This window comes from Clostridium sp. CS001 (assembly GCF_020443565.1).
Lineage (GTDB): Bacteria > Bacillota > Clostridia > Clostridiales > Clostridiaceae > Clostridium_AD.
Genome location: NZ_JAIZZN010000004.1, coordinates 23747 through 41049, shown reverse-complemented (window position 1 = coordinate 41049; position 17303 = coordinate 23747). Strand labels below are relative to the sequence as shown.

General features: G+C 33.2%; 15 protein-coding genes. 11 read left to right on the top strand and 4 right to left on the bottom strand.

The genetic code is table 11. The features are described from left to right. Positions 1 to 6: 6 nt before the first annotated feature. Together LGK97_RS04200 and LGK97_RS04195 are read right to left on the bottom strand one after the other, a co-directional pair. Complete coding sequence (locus LGK97_RS04200; RefSeq protein WP_226258496.1) at positions 7 to 432, bottom strand: threonine/serine exporter family protein; 426 nt, start codon at positions 430 to 432, stop codon at positions 7 to 9. Next, on the bottom strand, positions 429 to 1202 hold the full coding sequence (locus LGK97_RS04195) for a threonine/serine exporter family protein (protein WP_226258495.1): 774 nt from the start codon (positions 1200 to 1202) through the stop codon (positions 429 to 431). The genes LGK97_RS04200 and LGK97_RS04195 overlap by 4 nt, the downstream gene beginning before the upstream one ends. A 306-nt stretch (positions 1203 to 1508) precedes the next feature. On the opposite strand from LGK97_RS04195, the gene glyA reads away from it, so the two are divergent. From glyA to ord (LGK97_RS04145), 10 genes are all read left to right on the top strand, one after another. Then, positions 1509 to 2738: a serine hydroxymethyltransferase gene (glyA, locus tag LGK97_RS04190; RefSeq protein WP_319001548.1), complete on the top strand. Its 1230-nt coding sequence runs from the start codon at positions 1509 to 1511 to the stop codon at positions 2736 to 2738. 105 nt (positions 2739 to 2843) lie between these two features. Next, positions 2844 to 4238 (top strand): sigma-54 interaction domain-containing protein, encoded by a 1395-nt coding sequence (locus LGK97_RS04185; RefSeq protein WP_226258494.1) that lies wholly within the window; start codon positions 2844 to 2846, stop codon positions 4236 to 4238. 248 nt (positions 4239 to 4486) lie between these two features. Beyond that, positions 4487 to 4777, top strand: a complete 291-nt coding sequence (gene ortA / locus LGK97_RS04180) for a 2-amino-4-oxopentanoate thiolase subunit OrtA (RefSeq protein WP_226258493.1) — start codon at positions 4487 to 4489, stop codon at positions 4775 to 4777. 41 nt (positions 4778 to 4818) lie between these two features. Then, positions 4819 to 6231, top strand: a complete 1413-nt coding sequence (gene ortB / locus LGK97_RS04175; protein WP_319001547.1) for a 2-amino-4-oxopentanoate thiolase subunit OrtB — start codon at positions 4819 to 4821, stop codon at positions 6229 to 6231. Positions 6232 to 6261: 30 nt separating this feature from the next. After that, on the top strand, positions 6262 to 6627 hold the full coding sequence (locus LGK97_RS04170; RefSeq protein WP_226258492.1) for an ornithine aminomutase subunit alpha: 366 nt from the start codon (positions 6262 to 6264) through the stop codon (positions 6625 to 6627). Beyond that, the gene (gene oraE / locus LGK97_RS04165; RefSeq protein ID WP_226258491.1) at positions 6627 to 8840 is read left to right on the top strand and encodes a D-ornithine 4,5-aminomutase subunit OraE; all 2214 of its coding nucleotides are present in this window, start codon (positions 6627 to 6629) and stop codon (positions 8838 to 8840) included. The genes LGK97_RS04170 and oraE overlap by 1 nt, the downstream gene beginning before the upstream one ends. A 15-nt stretch (positions 8841 to 8855) precedes the next feature. Next, positions 8856 to 10241, top strand: coding sequence for a GlmL-related ornithine degradation protein (locus tag LGK97_RS04160; RefSeq protein WP_226258490.1), 1386 nt, complete (start codon positions 8856 to 8858; stop codon positions 10239 to 10241). 18 nt (positions 10242 to 10259) lie between these two features. Further along, positions 10260 to 11333 carry an ornithine racemase Orr gene (gene orr, locus LGK97_RS04155; RefSeq protein ID WP_226258489.1) on the top strand — a complete coding sequence of 358 codons (1074 nt, stop codon included), beginning with the start codon at positions 10260 to 10262 and terminating at the stop codon, positions 11331 to 11333. A gap of 29 nt (positions 11334 to 11362) precedes the next feature. Then, on the top strand, positions 11363 to 12418 hold the full coding sequence (gene ord / locus LGK97_RS04150; protein WP_226258488.1) for a 2,4-diaminopentanoate dehydrogenase: 1056 nt from the start codon (positions 11363 to 11365) through the stop codon (positions 12416 to 12418). A 216-nt stretch (positions 12419 to 12634) separates the two neighbouring features. Further along, on the top strand, positions 12635 to 13681 hold the full coding sequence (ord, locus tag LGK97_RS04145; protein ID WP_226258487.1) for a 2,4-diaminopentanoate dehydrogenase: 1047 nt from the start codon (positions 12635 to 12637) through the stop codon (positions 13679 to 13681). Between the two features lie 130 nt (positions 13682 to 13811). Here ord (LGK97_RS04145) and LGK97_RS04140 read toward each other — a convergent pair whose 3' ends face one another. Continuing rightward, entirely contained in the window at positions 13812 to 15239 is a 1428-nt protein-coding gene (locus LGK97_RS04140; RefSeq protein WP_226258486.1) for an MFS transporter, read from the bottom strand. A gap of 264 nt (positions 15240 to 15503) precedes the next feature. Here LGK97_RS04140 and LGK97_RS04135 point away from each other — a divergent pair, with 264 nt between their 5' ends. Further along, the gene (locus LGK97_RS04135) at positions 15504 to 16016 is read left to right on the top strand and encodes a hypothetical protein (RefSeq protein WP_226258485.1); all 513 of its coding nucleotides are present in this window, start codon (positions 15504 to 15506) and stop codon (positions 16014 to 16016) included. Positions 16017 to 16115: 99 nt separating this feature from the next. On the opposite strand, the gene LGK97_RS04130 is transcribed toward LGK97_RS04135, so the two are convergent. Continuing rightward, positions 16116 to 17114: a tyrosine recombinase XerC gene (locus LGK97_RS04130; RefSeq protein WP_226258484.1), complete on the bottom strand. Its 999-nt coding sequence runs from the start codon at positions 17112 to 17114 to the stop codon at positions 16116 to 16118. Between the last annotated feature and the right edge of the window lie 189 nt (positions 17115 to 17303).

Sequence of the window (17303 nt, the reverse complement as noted above, 5' to 3'; positions counted from 1 at the left end):
AAAATTTTACTTCTTTATTTTTTTGAAAATTGTACTTATAGAAGACACAAAAACTATTCCAATTGCAATAGCACCTGCACTAAAGAGAGTTTGAATTCCTTTTGATAAGGAAATATCTAAATTCCCTTTTACTGCTTCAAGAGTGGCAAAATACATCCCTCCACCAGGTACAAGGGGTATAATTCCACAGATTATAAATATGGTAACAGGTGTTTTATATACTCTAGCCATTATTTCTGAAAAAATACTCACTACCATTGCAGCAAGAAATAATGAAAAAATTGCTGAGGGGTGAAGCTTTCCAGATAAAAGGTATGTAAACCACCCAAGAGCGCCTCCCACAGAGGCTATTATTAGGTTTTTACCTTTAATATTAAATAGAACTCCAAAACCAAGGGAACTTAAAAAGGCATAAAGACAATTTAAAATCATTTAAGAGCACCCCCAAATATCAAGAACCATATCTTAAAAACTACACTTGTACCGGAAGCTATGGCAATAGCTATAAATAGTGCTTCCACAGATCTTGACACCCCAGAAACTAAATCACCGGCAATTGTATCTCTTATTGCATTTGTTATGGCGAGACCTGGTACTAGTATCATTATAGATCCGATTATTATAGTATCCATATTACCTACTAAATTAAGAGAGGTAGCAATTAGAGCCATAATAGCAGCCACTGCACCACCAAGCATATGTTTTAGGAAACTATTTACATCGTATTTACCTAAAAAACCAATCAAAGTGTTTATAAGAGCTCCAATGATAAAGGCTACAAAAAAGTCTTTATAATTACCACCAAAAAGTAAGGTGAAAAAACCTGCAGAAAAAGCAGAAAAAAGTGTAGTGGTATTTTGTGAATAGGGTTTCAAATTATTAATAATATCAATTTTTTCTCTTATCTCACCCATGGACATTGGATTTGAAGCTATTTCTCTAGATAGGTTGTTTATCATAGAGACCTTACTAAGATTAACTGTCCTAGAATTTATTCGTCGTATTAATGAAATAGTTTGATTTTCACTATTAGTTATAGAAATCATAATACCAGTAGGTGTAACAAAACTTTCTGTACGGGGTATGCCATAAGATTTGCAGATCATTTCAATTGTTTGCTCAACTCTATAGGTTTCTCCACCGTTTTCTAATATGATTTTACCAGCTTCAGCAGCTACATGAATTATATCGTCAGTATACATAAGATCTCCTTTCAATATTAAATTTGCACTATCATTATATACCATAAAGCTCATAATTTAATATTAGTTAGAAAATTAAATTATTTACATGAAGGTATTACTAAATGTATTAAATTACACTAATAGTGGCACTTAGCACATAATTCAGAATACTTGCCTGTTTATGTTGATAAATGTAGTATTAAGCTTTATAATATAATTATAATCTATATTTTTAAGAGGATAGATTATATTTGTATTAATTTTAAAAAATATTTATAAGCATTTTATTAGATCTTGAATAAAACATGAAGGGATGGAATAAGAATGATGGAAAACTTAAAAAACAGCGATTTAGCAGTATATGAAATTATTGAAGCGGAAAATAGAAGACAGAAAGATCATATTGAGCTTATTGCTTCTGAAAACTTTGTTAGCAAAGCTGTGATGGAGGCAAATGGGTCAATATTAACTAATAAATATGCAGAAGGATACCCTGGTAAAAGATACTATGGTGGTTGTGAAATAGTTGATAAAGTTGAAGATTTGGCAAGGGACAGAATGAAAGAATTATTCGGAGCAGAACATGCTAATGTACAACCTCATTCAGGGTCACAAGCTAATATGGCAGTATATTTTTCAGTGCTAAAACCTGGTGATACAGTACTCGGTATGAATTTGAGTCATGGAGGACACTTAACTCATGGAAGCCCAGTAAACTTTTCAGGACAATTGTATAATTTTATTTCTTATGGAGTTAATTTAGAAACGGAGACTATAGATTATGAAAATGTCAGAGCTTTAGCTAAAGAACATAACCCTAAGATGATAGTGGTTGGTGCATCTGCTTACCCAAGAGCTATTGATTTTGCAATTTTCAGAGAGATTTGTGATGAAGTAGGAGCATACATGTTTGTAGATATGGCGCATATTGCGGGACTTGTTGCAACAGGAGCCCATGCATCACCAGTACCTTATGCAGACTTTGTTACTACCACAACTCATAAAACATTAAGGGGACCTAGAGGCGGAGCAATTTTATGCAAAGAAAAATATGCAAAACAAATAGACAAATCAATTTTCCCAGGCATGCAGGGTGGACCATTAATGCAAACTATAGCAGCTAAAGCAGTTTGTTTTGGAGAAGCTCTTAGGCCAGAATTCAAGGGATATATTGATCAAGTAGTTAAAAATGCAAAGGTACTTGGAGAAGAACTTATTAAATACGGATTTAAATTGGTATCTGGTGGTACAGATAATCACCTTTTACTTATAGAAGTAACAAATAAAAATATTACGGGTAAAGAAGCAGAAAAGTTATTAGACCGTGTGGGCATTACAGTAAATAAAAACACTGTACCAAATGAAACATTGAGTCCATTTATTACAAGCGGTATAAGAATTGGAACTCCTGCAGTAACTACAAGAGGATTCAAAGAAGCAGAAATGAAAATAATAGCTGAGCTTATGAATGAAACTATAGAAAATAGAGAAGGGAATTTAGAATTAATTAAAGAAAAAGTAGTGCAATTATGTAGGAAATATCCTCTTTACTAGTTACTGTGGTAATTTAGTAGCAAAGGCATCTGCTTAGGTAGATGTCTTTCTTAATGATAAGAAATAATTATTATAAAGATTAGTTGTTTCATTTAGGAGGAAAATATGGATAGTAAAAGTCCAAACACAGAAAAAATATTAGAATGTCTATTAGAAAATTTGGAAGAAGGAATTCAAGTTGTAGATAGTGAAGGCAAAACTATATATTATAATAGTGCAATGGGAAAAGTAGAAGGTGTACATCGCAGTGAAGTAATAGGTAAAAAGGTTAGTGAGTACCTAGAGGATGTAAAAGAGGCTGATTCCACTCTTATGAATGTATTAAAAACCGGTGAAAAAATTGTAGGATTAATACAACACTATGGCAATGGTTATAAGAAGAAAGTTACCACTATAAATACTACTGTGCCAGTAACAATAGATAACAAGATTATAGCAGTTATTGAAATAGCTAAGGATATGACACAGCTAAAAGAGCTGACTGAAAGTATTTGCAAGTTGCAAAATCTGGATAAGAAATTAAGTACTCATTATACTTTTAGTGATATATATAGCAATAATCCAATTATGCAAGGTGCTATAGAAAAAGCTAAAAAGGCAAGTATGTCAAGTTCATCTGTACTATTATATGCAGAAACTGGCTCAGGTAAAGAAGTTTTTTCTCAAAGTATTCATTATGATGGCATCAGAAAAGATAAGCCTTTCATACCTATAAATTGTGCAGCTATTCCTGCTCTATTACTTGAGGGAATGCTTTTTGGTACAGAAAAAGGTGGGTTCACTGGGGCGGAGAATAAAAAAGGATTATTTGAAGAAGCAAATCATGGAACCATTTTATTAGATGAAGTAAATTCTTTAGAGCCATATCTTCAATCTAAACTTTTAAGAGTGCTTCAAGAGGGATATATAAGACCTATTGGTGGTACTAAAGATATTGATATCGATGTAAGAATAATTGCTACATTAAATGAGGAACCAGAGAAGCTTATTGAGAGTGGAAAGTTAAGAAAAGATTTTTATTATAGACTTTGCGTAATGAGAATAAATATACCTCCACTAAGGGAGAGAAAAGATGATATTCCTATATTTGTAGATAGATTAATTGAAAGGTATAACAAAATTATATGTAAAAATATAATGGGCATTGACAAAGTTATGATGCGAAAGCTTCAAGAGTACAATTGGCCAGGAAACATAAGAGAACTAACAAATGTTATTGAAGCTGCTATAAACATGGCAGACTATAATTCCATATTAACAGAAAACTATTTTGATTTTAGAATAACCTACGAGAATGGTAATAATGGTCATAATATAAAAACCAATAAGGATGAAAACTTTGATTTAGAAGAATATATGAGTAATATAGAAAAGAGTATAATAGAAAGAGCATTAAAAAAGAATGCTTATAATGTTAGTAAAACTGCTAGAGAACTTAGTATTTCAAGGCAAAATCTTCAATATAAAATTAAAATACTTAAAATAACAGAGGAATTTTAAAATGAGCAAAAATACTTGCTATTTGTGCAAAATATTTTGCAATACAAAAAACTTAAAGATAGCTAGGTAACTAGGAAATATAAGCTTGAATTTTCTATATATAAAGAATATGCAGAATATTTTGCCAAAAACAAACACATGCACTTAAGCAATGGCTTAAATGCATGTGTTTGTTTTTGGCATGATAATTGCTTTGTAGTAATTAAAGACTTTCAATAATACTAATAATAATTTTGGAGGTGAAAATTATGATAAAAAAAGGCACCTGGGTTGAAGTTGAAGAAATTGTTTTAGTACCAGAAGATAGAGCTAAGAATATACCAGATGAGACAAAGAATACTCCTCTTAAATGTTGGACAAGAGGAAATTGCCTTAGTGATTGTGAACTCACAGGAACAGTACAAATTGAAACCAACGTAGGTAGAATTGCCAGTGGAACCGTTGTAGAAATAGAGCCAGGTTATTATCATACTTATGGTAAATATGTTCAAGAAGTAAGCAATATAGGAAAGCAAGCTAAAGAAATAATGGCTAAGTAAAATAATAATTTTAAACCTAGTTTTAAAGGAGGTTGAAGATAGTGAATAAATATGAAAAGCTTATGGAAAGAAAGAATGAAATAATTCTTAAATCTATAGGTATAGATTATAACAAATATGAAACTGGAAAGCTTTCCTTTGATTATGAAGGACTTATGAAGGATGTAGGATATTGCCTAGAAGAGGTTAAAGAAATTCAAAAGGAAGTCGGGGTAGGAAATACGCCCCTATTAGAACTTAAAAATCTTACAAAGCTTGCTAGAAAGGTTTCTAAGAATGGATGCGCAGCTAGAATATTTGTAAAGGATGAAAGTTGTAACCCCTCTGGAAGTTTTAAAGACAGAAGAGCGGCTATATCTGTATATGATGCAATGAACAGAGGGTACTCTGGTGTAGGAGCAGCCACTTCAGGGAATTACGGATCAGCAGTTGCGTCACAAGCTAATATCAGGGGACTTAAATGCGTTATAGCAAACGAATGTTATGATTCAAAGAAAGTAGGACAACCTGAAATATTAGAAAAAGGAAGAAAGTGTGAGGGTTTTGGAGCAGAGGTTGTAAGACTTACTGTAGGGCCTGAATTATTTTATACTTACTTAAAAATACTTGAAGATACTGGGTATTATAATGCTTCATTATATTCTTCTTATGGAATAGCAGGTATCGAAACTTTAGGTTATGAAATAGCTGAGCAGTGTAGAGAACGATTTGGTAAAGACCCAGAAGCAGTTATTATAACTAATGCTGGTGGGGGAAATGTTACAGGCACTGCAAGAGGGCTTATTAAGGCAGGTGCTGTAAAAACAAAAATAATAGGCGCATCCGTTGATCTTTCAGGTCTGCATATGGCATCTGACATAGACTTTAATAAGAAATCCTTTACAACTGGGCATACAGGCTTTGGGATACCATTTGTGACCAACCCAGATAGATCAGATGTACCTAGGAGTGCGGCTAGACCCCTTAGGTACTTGGATAGATATGTAACAGTCACTCAAGGGGAAGTGTTTTGGATGACTGAACTATTAGCTCAGATTGAAGGGCTAGAAAGAGGGCCTGCAGGAAACACCTCCTTGGCAGCAGCTTTTGCGCTTGCTCAGGAATATGATGACGAAGCTATAATAGTTGTTCAAGAAACTGAATATACAGGGGCTGGAAAACATTTAATACCTCAGCTTAATTTTGCAAAAGAAAATGGTATTGAAGTTTATGTGGGTGATCCTAAAGAGCAAGTACCTGGTAAAAATATAGTGATCCCGTCTCATCCATCAAAAGTAACAGTTACAGATATAGATATGGATGGATTAAAGAATTCCTATATGAAAAACATTCTAAACAAAGTGATAGATAATAAAGTAGAGCAAATTGATGTTGAGTTTTTAGCTGTAGAAACAAATATGAGCATAGAAAAAGTAGTCGAAATATTAGAACAACATAACGTTAAAATATGTTAATTATACCAATATGTTAGGAGGAATTTATTTATGAAAAGAGAAGATGATTTTCAAATAAGAAGAGAACATTTAAAAGGGTTAACCGGGGAGCAATTGTATGATAGATTTTGGAGCTTAACTGAGGAAATTGTAAAACCTATTGTTGATTTAGCTTATACTCATACATCACCAGCTATTGAAAGATCCGTAGTACTTAGAATGGGATTTTCAAGTTTGCAAGCAAAACCATTAATTGATCATGGCACAAAGTGGAACTTACTTGGAAAAGGTATTGGAAATGTTATTTTAACTTATGCAAAAATGAAGAACATAGATTATCTTAAAGCAGGAGAAGAATTAGCTACTGGAAAAGGATGGGACGTTGTATCTGAAAAAATGAAGGGAAGTGACAAATAATGACTCAAAGATTAGAAGAAAACATAAAACTTAATGTAGAAGAGATATTAAAAGATTTAGATAAGTATGAGCCAAAATGGAGAGGTTGGCACTGGAGAGAAGAGTATAAAGAAGGAAAAGTGGGGGAATTCACATATCGTGAAATATCAGCCCCATTAAAGAAAAGTCATGGTCTTCCTGCTGCAAGAAGTTTTGAAGGTATAGACCCACAGCCAAAACCGGTTATCACAACAGAAATAGCTTCAGGAAGATTTGAAGATGATATACGAAGAATGAGAATGGCAGCATGGCATGGCGCAGATCATTTAATGGTTATAAGAACTATGGGACAAAGTCATTTTGATGGATTACTTGAAGGAAGCCCAGAAGGAATTGGTGGAGTTCCAATAACAAGAAAAGAAGTTAGAGCAACAAGAAAAGCTATTGATTTAATAGAAGAAGAAGTAGGCAGAAAAATCAACTTCCACTCCTATGTATCAGGAGTTGCTGGCCCTGATGTAGCAGTTATGTTTGCAGAAGAAGGCATGAATGGAGCTCATCAAGATCCGCAATACAATGTGCTTTATAGAAATATTAATATGTATAGATCCTTTGTAGATGCCGCAGTTGCAAAAGGTGTAATGTCTTGGGCAGAAATGCTCCAAATAGATGGTGCTCATAATGCAAATGCAACAGCAATGAAAGGTTACAAAGTAATGCCTGAACTCATGGTGCAACATGCTATAAATTCAAAGTTTTCAGAAATGGTAGGAATGAAACCAGAAAACATTTCATTATCAACTGTACCACCAACTTCAGCACCAGCACCTTGTATGAGATATGACCTGCCTTATGCCGTAGCACTAAGAGAATTCTTTAAAAAGTATAAAATGAGAGCTCAAATGAATACAAAATATATTGAGTCTTGTGAAAGAGAAGCAACAGTTGGACATACAATGAATTTGTTAATCTCAGAATTAACTTCAGCTGATATCCAAAGTACTATAACACCAGATGAAGGGCGTAATGTTCCATGGCATTATAACAATATCCATGCTATAAATACTGCAAAACAGTCTTTCTTAGGTATGGATGGGTTAATGGACATGATAGAACTTAAAAAAGAAGGTTATTTACCTGAAAAGACCAGAGAAATACAAGAAAGAGCAATATTATTCCTAGAAGAAATGATAGAGGAAGGCGGATATTTTAAAGCAGTTGATGCTGGGTTTTTCATAGATTCAGGTGAGTATCCAGAAAGAAACGGAGACGGCATTGCAAGAAAAATGGATGGTGGAGATGCTGTTGATACAATAGTTTTGAGAGATAAAGACTATTTTGCACCAGTTTGTGCTCATTTTGGATACAATAATGTTCCAGAGGAATATAACAAAGCTTGTGATCCTATACATGAATGTACACTATGCAATCATTCAAAGATTCAATATATAGATGAATTAGATGAGAATGATAATGTATTTAAGAGAATGGAACGGGTTAAAGAAGATGGAACAGTGGTTCCAGAAGTTCAATGGGCTAAAGATGGGTACGTGAAGATTACTTTATTTATACCAGAAAACGAACAAATTGCTGAAGCAGCAGCCATTGAAATGGGTAAGAGAATGAATCTTAAAGATGTGGAAATTCTGCATAAACAAGTACTTCAAAAGGCTGAAGGTTGCCTTGTAGAAATTAAAGGTGTTTGTGACTTTACTCCTGTAAAAAGAGATGAATTAGTACTTCCAAAGAGAAGAAAAGTACTTTCAAATCAAGTTATGAAGGATTATGTAAAAGAGAACCCAATAAAAGTTGCAGCTGCAACAGTTGGTGAAGACGAGCATTCAGTGGGACTTAGAGAAGTTATAGATATAAAGCATGGTGGAGTTGAAAGATTTGGTATAGAAGCAATCTATCTTGGAACTTCATGTCCAATAGAAAAATTAGTAGATGCAGCTATAGAATCAAAAGCTCAAGCAATACTTTGCAGTACAATTATTTCTCATAATGATGTGCATATAAAAAACATGAGAAAGCTTAGTGACCTTTGCATAGAAAAAGGAGTAAGAGATAAAATCATACTTATTTCTGGTGGTACACAAGTAACAGATGAAATAGCCAAAGCAAACGGTATGGATGTTGGTTTTGGACGTGGATCAAACGGTACAGCAGTGGCCTCATTTATAATTAAAAAATTAATGGGTATTCCTGATAACGAAGAAGAGGAAGAAGTATAGAAGGAGTGAGTTCTTGTGAAGGTAGATTATCTAGTTGCTGAAATAGGTAGCACCACTACTTTAGTTACAGCTTTTAATACAGGATATGATGCTAATGGACAGATTGTTGTAGAGATTCCTTTTCAAGGAAAGAGTTGCACTACAGTAATAGACGGTGATGTAACTATAGGGCTGAAAGATGCAATAATTGATATGGAAAATCAAATAAAGGAATCAATTACCTGGGACAAAATGCTTGCAACCTCAAGTGCTGCTGGTGGGCTTCGTATAACCGTTCACGGACTCATGGAGCAAATGACTGTTAAGGCGGCTAGAGAAGCAGCGCTTGGCGCTGGTGGTATTATAAAGATGGTTACTGCTGGTAAAATGCGAAAAAGTGATATGAAGAGAATACATGATATAAATCCCAATATGATAATGATTGCCGGTGGCACAGATTATGGTGAAAGGGAGACAGCTCTTCATAATGCAGAACTTATAAGTGCAGAAAAATTCAATAAGCCAATTGTATACTGCGGAAATATTGAAAATCAGGAAGAAATAAAAGATATATTTGAGGGTCAAGAACTTTATGTAATTGATAATGTCTACCCAATGGTTGATATGCTAAATGTAGAACCTGCAAGAAAAGTAATACAAGAAGCTTTTGAAAAAAATATCATAAAAGCACCAGGAATGAATAAGATAAAAGAAATGGTAAATGGTAGCATAATGCCAACACCAGGAGCTGTTATGGAAAGTTCTAAGGTATTATATGATATTATAGGGGACTTAGTGGTTTTTGATGTAGGAGGAGCTACAACGGATGTACATTCAGTTACTGATGGAAGTACTGTAGTTTTAGACATGTTAGTAAATCCTGAACCCAAAGCTAAAAGAACTGTAGAAGGAGATCTAGGGGTTTTTATTAATAGTAAAAATGTAATAGAGCTACTTGATACTCGTGATTTAGGGGAATTCACTAAAGAGAACATAACTGCACACATAAAACCTATACCAATGGAAGCTTTGGATATAAATGCAAGCAGCCTACTAACGAAAAAAGCCCTAGATGTTTCAATAGATAGGCATGTAGGATTTATAAAAAGAAAATATGATGGTGAAAGTGGGTTTGTGGCTTATGGTAAGGATTTATCTGAGGTTAAATATATAATTGGCACTGGAGGTGCACTTACAAGGCTTCCTAAAGGAGAAGACTTGCTTCTAGGAATAAGATACTTAAAAGATGAAGTTACGATGCTCCCTAGAAAAAGTGCTAAGGTATTACTAGATAAAAACTATATAATGGCCTGTGCAGGAGTTTTAAGCAGGGAAAATAAAGATGTTGCCAAAGCATTATTAATTCAAAGTTTAGGAATAACAAGCAATATGGAAATTAATAAAGGTAACGATCCAGTTTAGAAAAAGGAGAGTATCTATATGGAAAAAATTTATCCATGTGTGGAAATAGACTTGGCAAAGTTAACACATAATGTACAGACAATTCTAGCCATGTGTAATAAAAAGCATATAGAGGTTGCCGCAGTAACTAAGGTGTTTTGTGCGGACAGATTTATGGTAAATGCTATGCTTCGTGGGGGAGTTAACTCAGTTGCAGATTCTAGAATGCTAAATTTAAAAAAACTTAAAGATTTAGATTGTAAAAAGATGCTTCTTAGAGTTCCAATGATTAGCGAAACCAATGAAGTTGTTACGTATAGTGACGTAAGTTTAAACTCAGAGCTTGCTACCATTAAAAGGCTTAATGATAGTGCAAAGGATTTAAACAAAACTCATAACATTATACTAATGGTGGATTTAGGAGATTTAAGAGAAGGGGTTCTCATTGAAGATGCAATGGTAACTGTAGAGGAAATAGTAAAACTAGAAAACATTAAGTTAATTGGCATAGGAACCAATGTTACATGTTATGGTGGAGTAATTCCTGATGAAGTAAACTTGGGCAAACTTATAAAATTAAAACATAATATAGAAAAAACCTTTAATATAAGTTTGCCTGTAGTTTCAGGGGGGAATTCTAGTAGTCTATATATGGTTATTAATGATACTATACCAGAAGAAATTACTCAGCTTCGAATTGGAGAGTCAATAGTTCTTGGCAGAGAAACTGCCTATGGGCTTTTAGTACCTAATTGTCATGAAGATGTTTTTACACTAAAGGGTGAAATTGTTGAAATAAAGAGTAAACCAACTATGCCAACAGGTACTATTGGAATGGACGCTTTTGGAAACAAACCTACCTTCGAAGATAAGGGCATAAGAAGAAGAGCTATTATAGCATTAGGAAGACAAGATGTAAGGGTTGAGGGGTTAACTCCAATTGACACTAATATAAGTATCTTTGGTGCAAGCAGTGACCATTTAATTCTAGACGTAACTGATTGTACCAAAGAATTAAAAGTTGGAGACATAGTGGATTTTAAAATAGATTATGGAGCATTGCTATCATTAATGACTTCAACATATGTTGAAAAATATTGCATTAATGAATAAAATATAAAATTATTAAGGGGGAAATTACTATGAAAAACAAGATAAGAGTTGCAGTGTGGGGATTAGGTGTAATGGGAAGTGGTATTGCTTCAATGGTGCTTGGCAAAGAAGGATTTACTATCGTAGGTGCTATTGATATGGATCCGAGTAAAGTAGGCAAAAAACTTTATGAAGTATTAGGAGTTACGGCTAATGAGGATAATTCTTGCATAGTTACAAATAATGCTGAAGAAGTTATAAACAAAGGTTTTGCAGATGTTTGTCTTATGGCTACAGCTTCTTTTACAAAAGTTGTGTTTCCATTAATAAAAATGGCTGCGGAAGCTGGTATGGATGTTGTTACGACCGCTGAAGAAATGTCCTACCCAAGAGCACTAGACCCAGAATTATCAGATGAAATGGATAGGATTGCTAAAGAAAATAATGTTGCAATACTTGGAACTGGCGTAAACCCTGGATTTATAATGGATTTAGTAGCTATAATGCTTACAGGAGTTTGTGATAGCGTTGATAGCATAAATGCTACTAGAGTTAATGATCTAGCTTGCTTTGGTAGAGCAGTTATGGTTGAGCAGGGTATAGGCCTTAAAGAAGAAGAATTTATTCAAGGGGTTAAAGACAATACAATTGACGGACACGTTGGATTCTTACAATCATTTGGAATGTTTGAAGAAGCATTTAACATTAAGCTTAATAATATCAGGCAAGAAAAATCACCAATTTTAACAACTATTCCTCGTAGCACTGATATTGTTTCAGTAAAAGCTGGTGACGTTGCAGGATGTAAACAATTAGGATTTGCAGATTTAGGAGATAAGCTATTTATCACAATGGAACATCCTCAACAAATCAAACCAGAGATGGAGAATATTAATACTGGAGATTACATTACAATTAAAGGAGTTCCAGACCTTAACCTTCAAATAAAACCCGAAATACCAGGAGGAATTGCAACAATAGCTATATGTGTTAATATGATTCCACTTGTAATGAATGCAACAGCAGGCCTTAAAACAATGCTAGACCTACCAGTTCCTAGAGCAATACTTGGAGACGTTAGAGACTTAGTAAAGGGAAGGAACTAATAAATGTAATGTTATATGATAATAAAATAATAAAATAATTAAGATAAGATTATAGTAATAAGTAGGTTTCTTTAAAACCACATTCCTATATTTAATGGGGATGTGGTTTTCTAATAATTACTAAAGTCTTTAATTTAAAGTAGTTTTAAAATTATAAATGAGAATAAGGCTCCTATATCTTTTAAATATAATTATAATTAAAAGGGGAATATATAAATGGAAAATGTTAAAGTTATAGTATGGGGACTTGGGGCAATGGGGACTGGTATTTCTAAAATGATACTTACTAAAAAGGGCATTGAAATTGTAGGTGCATTAGATAAGGATCCAACAAAACTAGGCAAGGATTTAGGCGAAGTTTTGCATACCGAAAACTTAGGAGTTTTCGTTGGTAACGACTCAGAAATCTTAATGAGTAAAACAAAAGCCGATATTGTTATCCTTTCTATAGATTCTTTTGCAAAAGAAGTATATCCAGCAATAAGACAAATAGTGGAAAGTGGTAAAAACTGCATCACTATTGCAGAAGAAATGGCTTATCCATATATTTCTCATAAGGAATTATCAGAAGAACTCGATAGACTTAGTAAAGAAAATAATGTAACAATTTTAGGTACAGGGGTTAATCCAGGATTTGTTTTAGATTCATTAATAATTACGGTTTCTGCCTGCTGCAGAAGTGTAACCTCTATAAGAGCGGAAAGAATAAATGATTTATCACCATTTGGTCCAACTGTAATGAGAACTCAAGGAGTGGGATTAACGCTAGAAGAATTTGATGCTGGAATTGAAGATGGATCAATAGTTGGTCATATAGGCTATGAACAATCTATACCTATGATAGCAAAAGCATTAGGTCTTGAGTATGATCATATAACTGAAACTAGGGAACCAATAATATCAAATACTTTTAGAGAAACCACCTGCGTTAAGGTTGAACCAGGCATGGTAGCTGGCTGTGATCACATAGCTATAGCTACAAAGAATGGAAAACCAATTATAATTTTAGAGCAGCTACAACAAATACATCCAGAAGCGGAAGCAGTGGATACGGGAGATTACATACATATAAAAGGAGATGCAGATCTTCACTTGGCAATAAAACCTGAAACACATGGTGGAATAGGAACCATCGCTATAGCTGTAAACATGATTCCCCAAGTAATCGCTAGTAGGTCAGGGCTCAGAACAATGATGGATTTACCACTTCCTCATAGCATAGAAAACAGTTTTGTGAATCAAGTTGATTATTATAGAGAGTAGTGCCACCCACGTGGCAAGTGGCATGTGTAAGAATTTGATTTAAATTTAAATTTTGCTTTATGAATCTTCAGAAGGAATAAAATGTACACTATAGAATAGACAATTTAAAAGGTCTACGCTATAGCGTACATTATTTTTTTTCAGCAATCTTTCTTTGAATATCCTCTACGCGAGATCTATTAAGATTATAGCCAGAGATGCTTAAAAGCGCTGCTATAAAGCTTATCCCTGACCCTATGCTTAGCATTAAGCCAAGAGTGATTACAGTACTTTCAGCTTGAAGTGGCAAGTTGGCGTCAAATTTAACTAAATCCAATACAAAACCTATAAGTAGCAATGTTATTGATTGAGAGAGTTTATAAAACAATGTTAGGCAACCATAATAACTTCCTTCAGCTCTTTTTCCAGTATTAAGTTCATCTAAATCAATTACATCTGCAACCATTGAAAGAGGCAGGGTAAATAATCCACCAGTACCAAAACCAGCAAGTACTGAAAATGGAATGAAATAAAATGCATTACCCATTACATGGCTCTTCATGAGAACTAGTAAAAGAAAAAATAGGCTACTTATAATGCAAAGTATAATACCTAAAACCATTGAAGGCTTCTTATCTAACTTTTTAGATGCTAGGGACCATACTGGCTGAGATAATATGGAAACAAGTAGCTGTATTCCAACGATAATGGCAATTTGCTGACTACTTAGTGAAAAGGTGTAGGTAAACACATGTAACCCTGTGTTTGCAACTAATGCTGAAGCTATATTTGTAAACATATATGCAAAAGCTACATATCTAAAGCTTTTGTTAAGAAAAATCGTTTTAAAGGCCAACAACAAAGTTTTTAGTTTTGCATCGCTTGTTGCATTATTAGCATGACCACTTAGAATAGGAATATATTTTTTTGTTGAGTAAAAGCAAATCAAAGCAAAAATAACAATTAGAATTGAGGAAAATAGACCCATAGAACTATATGAACTAGGATTTAGTTGACCAGAAGGAAACTCTGAAGTAGGACGAAAAAAAACAAACATTCCAAAAACTGATACAAAAGCCAATCCAAGAAGAAAGAAAATAGTTTTAATCCCTTGAATAGTAGTTCTTTCATTGTAATCATTAGATAACTCAGCACCGAGAGCAGTATAGGGTGTTACATACATTGTGCTGAAGGTTTTGATTACAAGAATAAGGGCGAATATAATAGCGAATTTTAAGTAATCTGATAACCCTAAGCTTATATTCCACAAAAGGTAATTAAAGATACCTAGTCCTATACCACCAATAAGAATATATTGATGTCTTCTGCCAAAAACCTTAGATTTTGTCATATCTGAAAAATAACCCATCAAAGGATCAGTAATAGCATCCCAAATTATACTTAAGCTTACAGCCAAACCAACAAGACTACCAGAAATATTAAGAATAGCTGTGCAGTAAAAAACTAAATAGGTTCCTATAACCTGATTAGCAACACCTGTACTGAAGTTTCCGGACCCATAACCTACTTTATCTAAAAGAGGGATTTTTCTGTGGCTGTTGCTTTGCAGTTTACTCAAGATAACACTCCTTATTTTGCATTATTTTTAAATGCAGTTTATATATAAATTAATAGTAGCATATTTATATATGTTAGTAAAACAGTTTGTGTGAATTATACAGATACATATTGGAGTACTCTTATAGCCACAGATATATTAGGGACTAGAAGGAATAGTTCATAAATAATAATATTTAAAGTCATTATTATTTGATAAATGAAACCTATTTTGTTATAATGGTCTATTATGAAGGTATTATAAATGATTGGAGCGGGGTGTTGTATGTCTAAAATTTGTATATTTAATGAAAAGAGAGTTTGTGTCAATTGTGGAGAGTGTGAAATCTGCGAATTAAATTCAAATAAGAAATGTAATAATTGTGGAGAATGTCTAGAACTTGAAGGCTACGATGTTAAAGCTATTAAAATTGATGAAGTTTTCGAGGGCAAAGATCTTGAAGGGTTAGAAAGTAATGTTTATAATAAGAATGAAATTGATTTATCTGAGAATTTAGTTAAGCTCCAAAGTGAAAATGAAACTGAGGATGAGACTGAAGTTGATGTGGATTTGGAAGATCCAATTGAAGAACTATCCAATATAGAAGAATACGATTTAGTATCGGCAGAGGACGATTTCTTTAAACTAAACAGTGATGGATTTATACCCGAAAATAATGAAGTATGGGAATATATTGATGACATTGATGGTGCGAGAGAATTACTTGAAGAAGAAGGGGATAATTCAGGGTTACTTCATGAAGAATTTCCTGGTCTTATAGTATTAAAAAGAGTATAAAAAAGAAGTTCTAATACCCATAGATTAAGGTAGAAAAGTATATATTACAATTGCTTTATTAAATTGTAGCAATCATTGTAATATATACTTTTCTTATTTTTATTCATCTGAAAGTGGATTGGACCTAACAGCTTTTCTTAATTCATCGCTATCTACATGAGTATAAATTTGAGTAGTAGATATATTTTCATGGCCTAAAATTTCTTGTAGGCTTCGTATATCAACCTTTCCATATTTATACATGAGGGTTGCAGAGGTATGCCTTAATTTATGAGGAGTATATTTATCCTTATTAAGGCCAGCACTTTCAATATGCTTTTTCACAATTCTTTCTACAGTTCGTTTGTTTATTCTTCCATATTTACCGCTGATAAAAAGAGCGTCTTTATCTTCAACATGAATTCTTTCTATATCTGCATTTCTAATAGGTAAGTATCTATAAATTGCTCTTAGTGAAGCTTTGTTTAAGTAAATGGTGCGTTCTTTATTTCCTTTGCCAATAACAGACAATGTATCATTTTTCATATCTGATATATTTATACTACAAAGTTCAGATAATCTGAGGCCGCAATTTAAAAATAGGGTAATAATACTATGATCACGAACGGAGTGCTTATGCCTTGTGTTAGTGGCGTCTAATAGTGTTTTACTTTCATCTAAGGTTAAATAAACCGGACTTCTTATGCTTAATTTAGGGGATTCCATTTCTAAGGTTGGATCTTTACTTAAAACCTTAGCCTTGGTGGTCAAATACTTAAATAGCGACTTTATAGCTGCAATTTTTCTGGCTTTAGCATAGTTTCCATTAGCTCTTTGGCTTCCCACATAGGAGATAAAAGCGTATAGATCTTGTAAATCAAGGGTTTTTAGTGTATTTAAAGATAGATCCTTAATGGTGATTTCCTCAAGCTTTAGTTCTTTTTCTAAGGGAACTAATCCTTTATGCATTTTTAAGAACTTTAGTAGTAGTGATAAATCCATGGTATATGCAGCAAGAGTGGCGTTAGAACAGCCTTTAATAGTAGATAAATAATTTAAATAATCATTTAAAAATTGTGGAAGTTCGTTGTTATAATTACTATTTATATAGGATTTCATGATTACCTCCAAAAATATAATAATGTCGTGAAACTTACATTTCACGACATTATTATTCTACAAGAGGGGGTCAAAATCCTGCTTATTTCAATAAATAATTAAATGTTTATTTTATTTTTACATATTTATTTCGTTGTAAGTGTAATTTATAGCTTATTTAGTTATGGTTATGCTATAAATATACCTAAT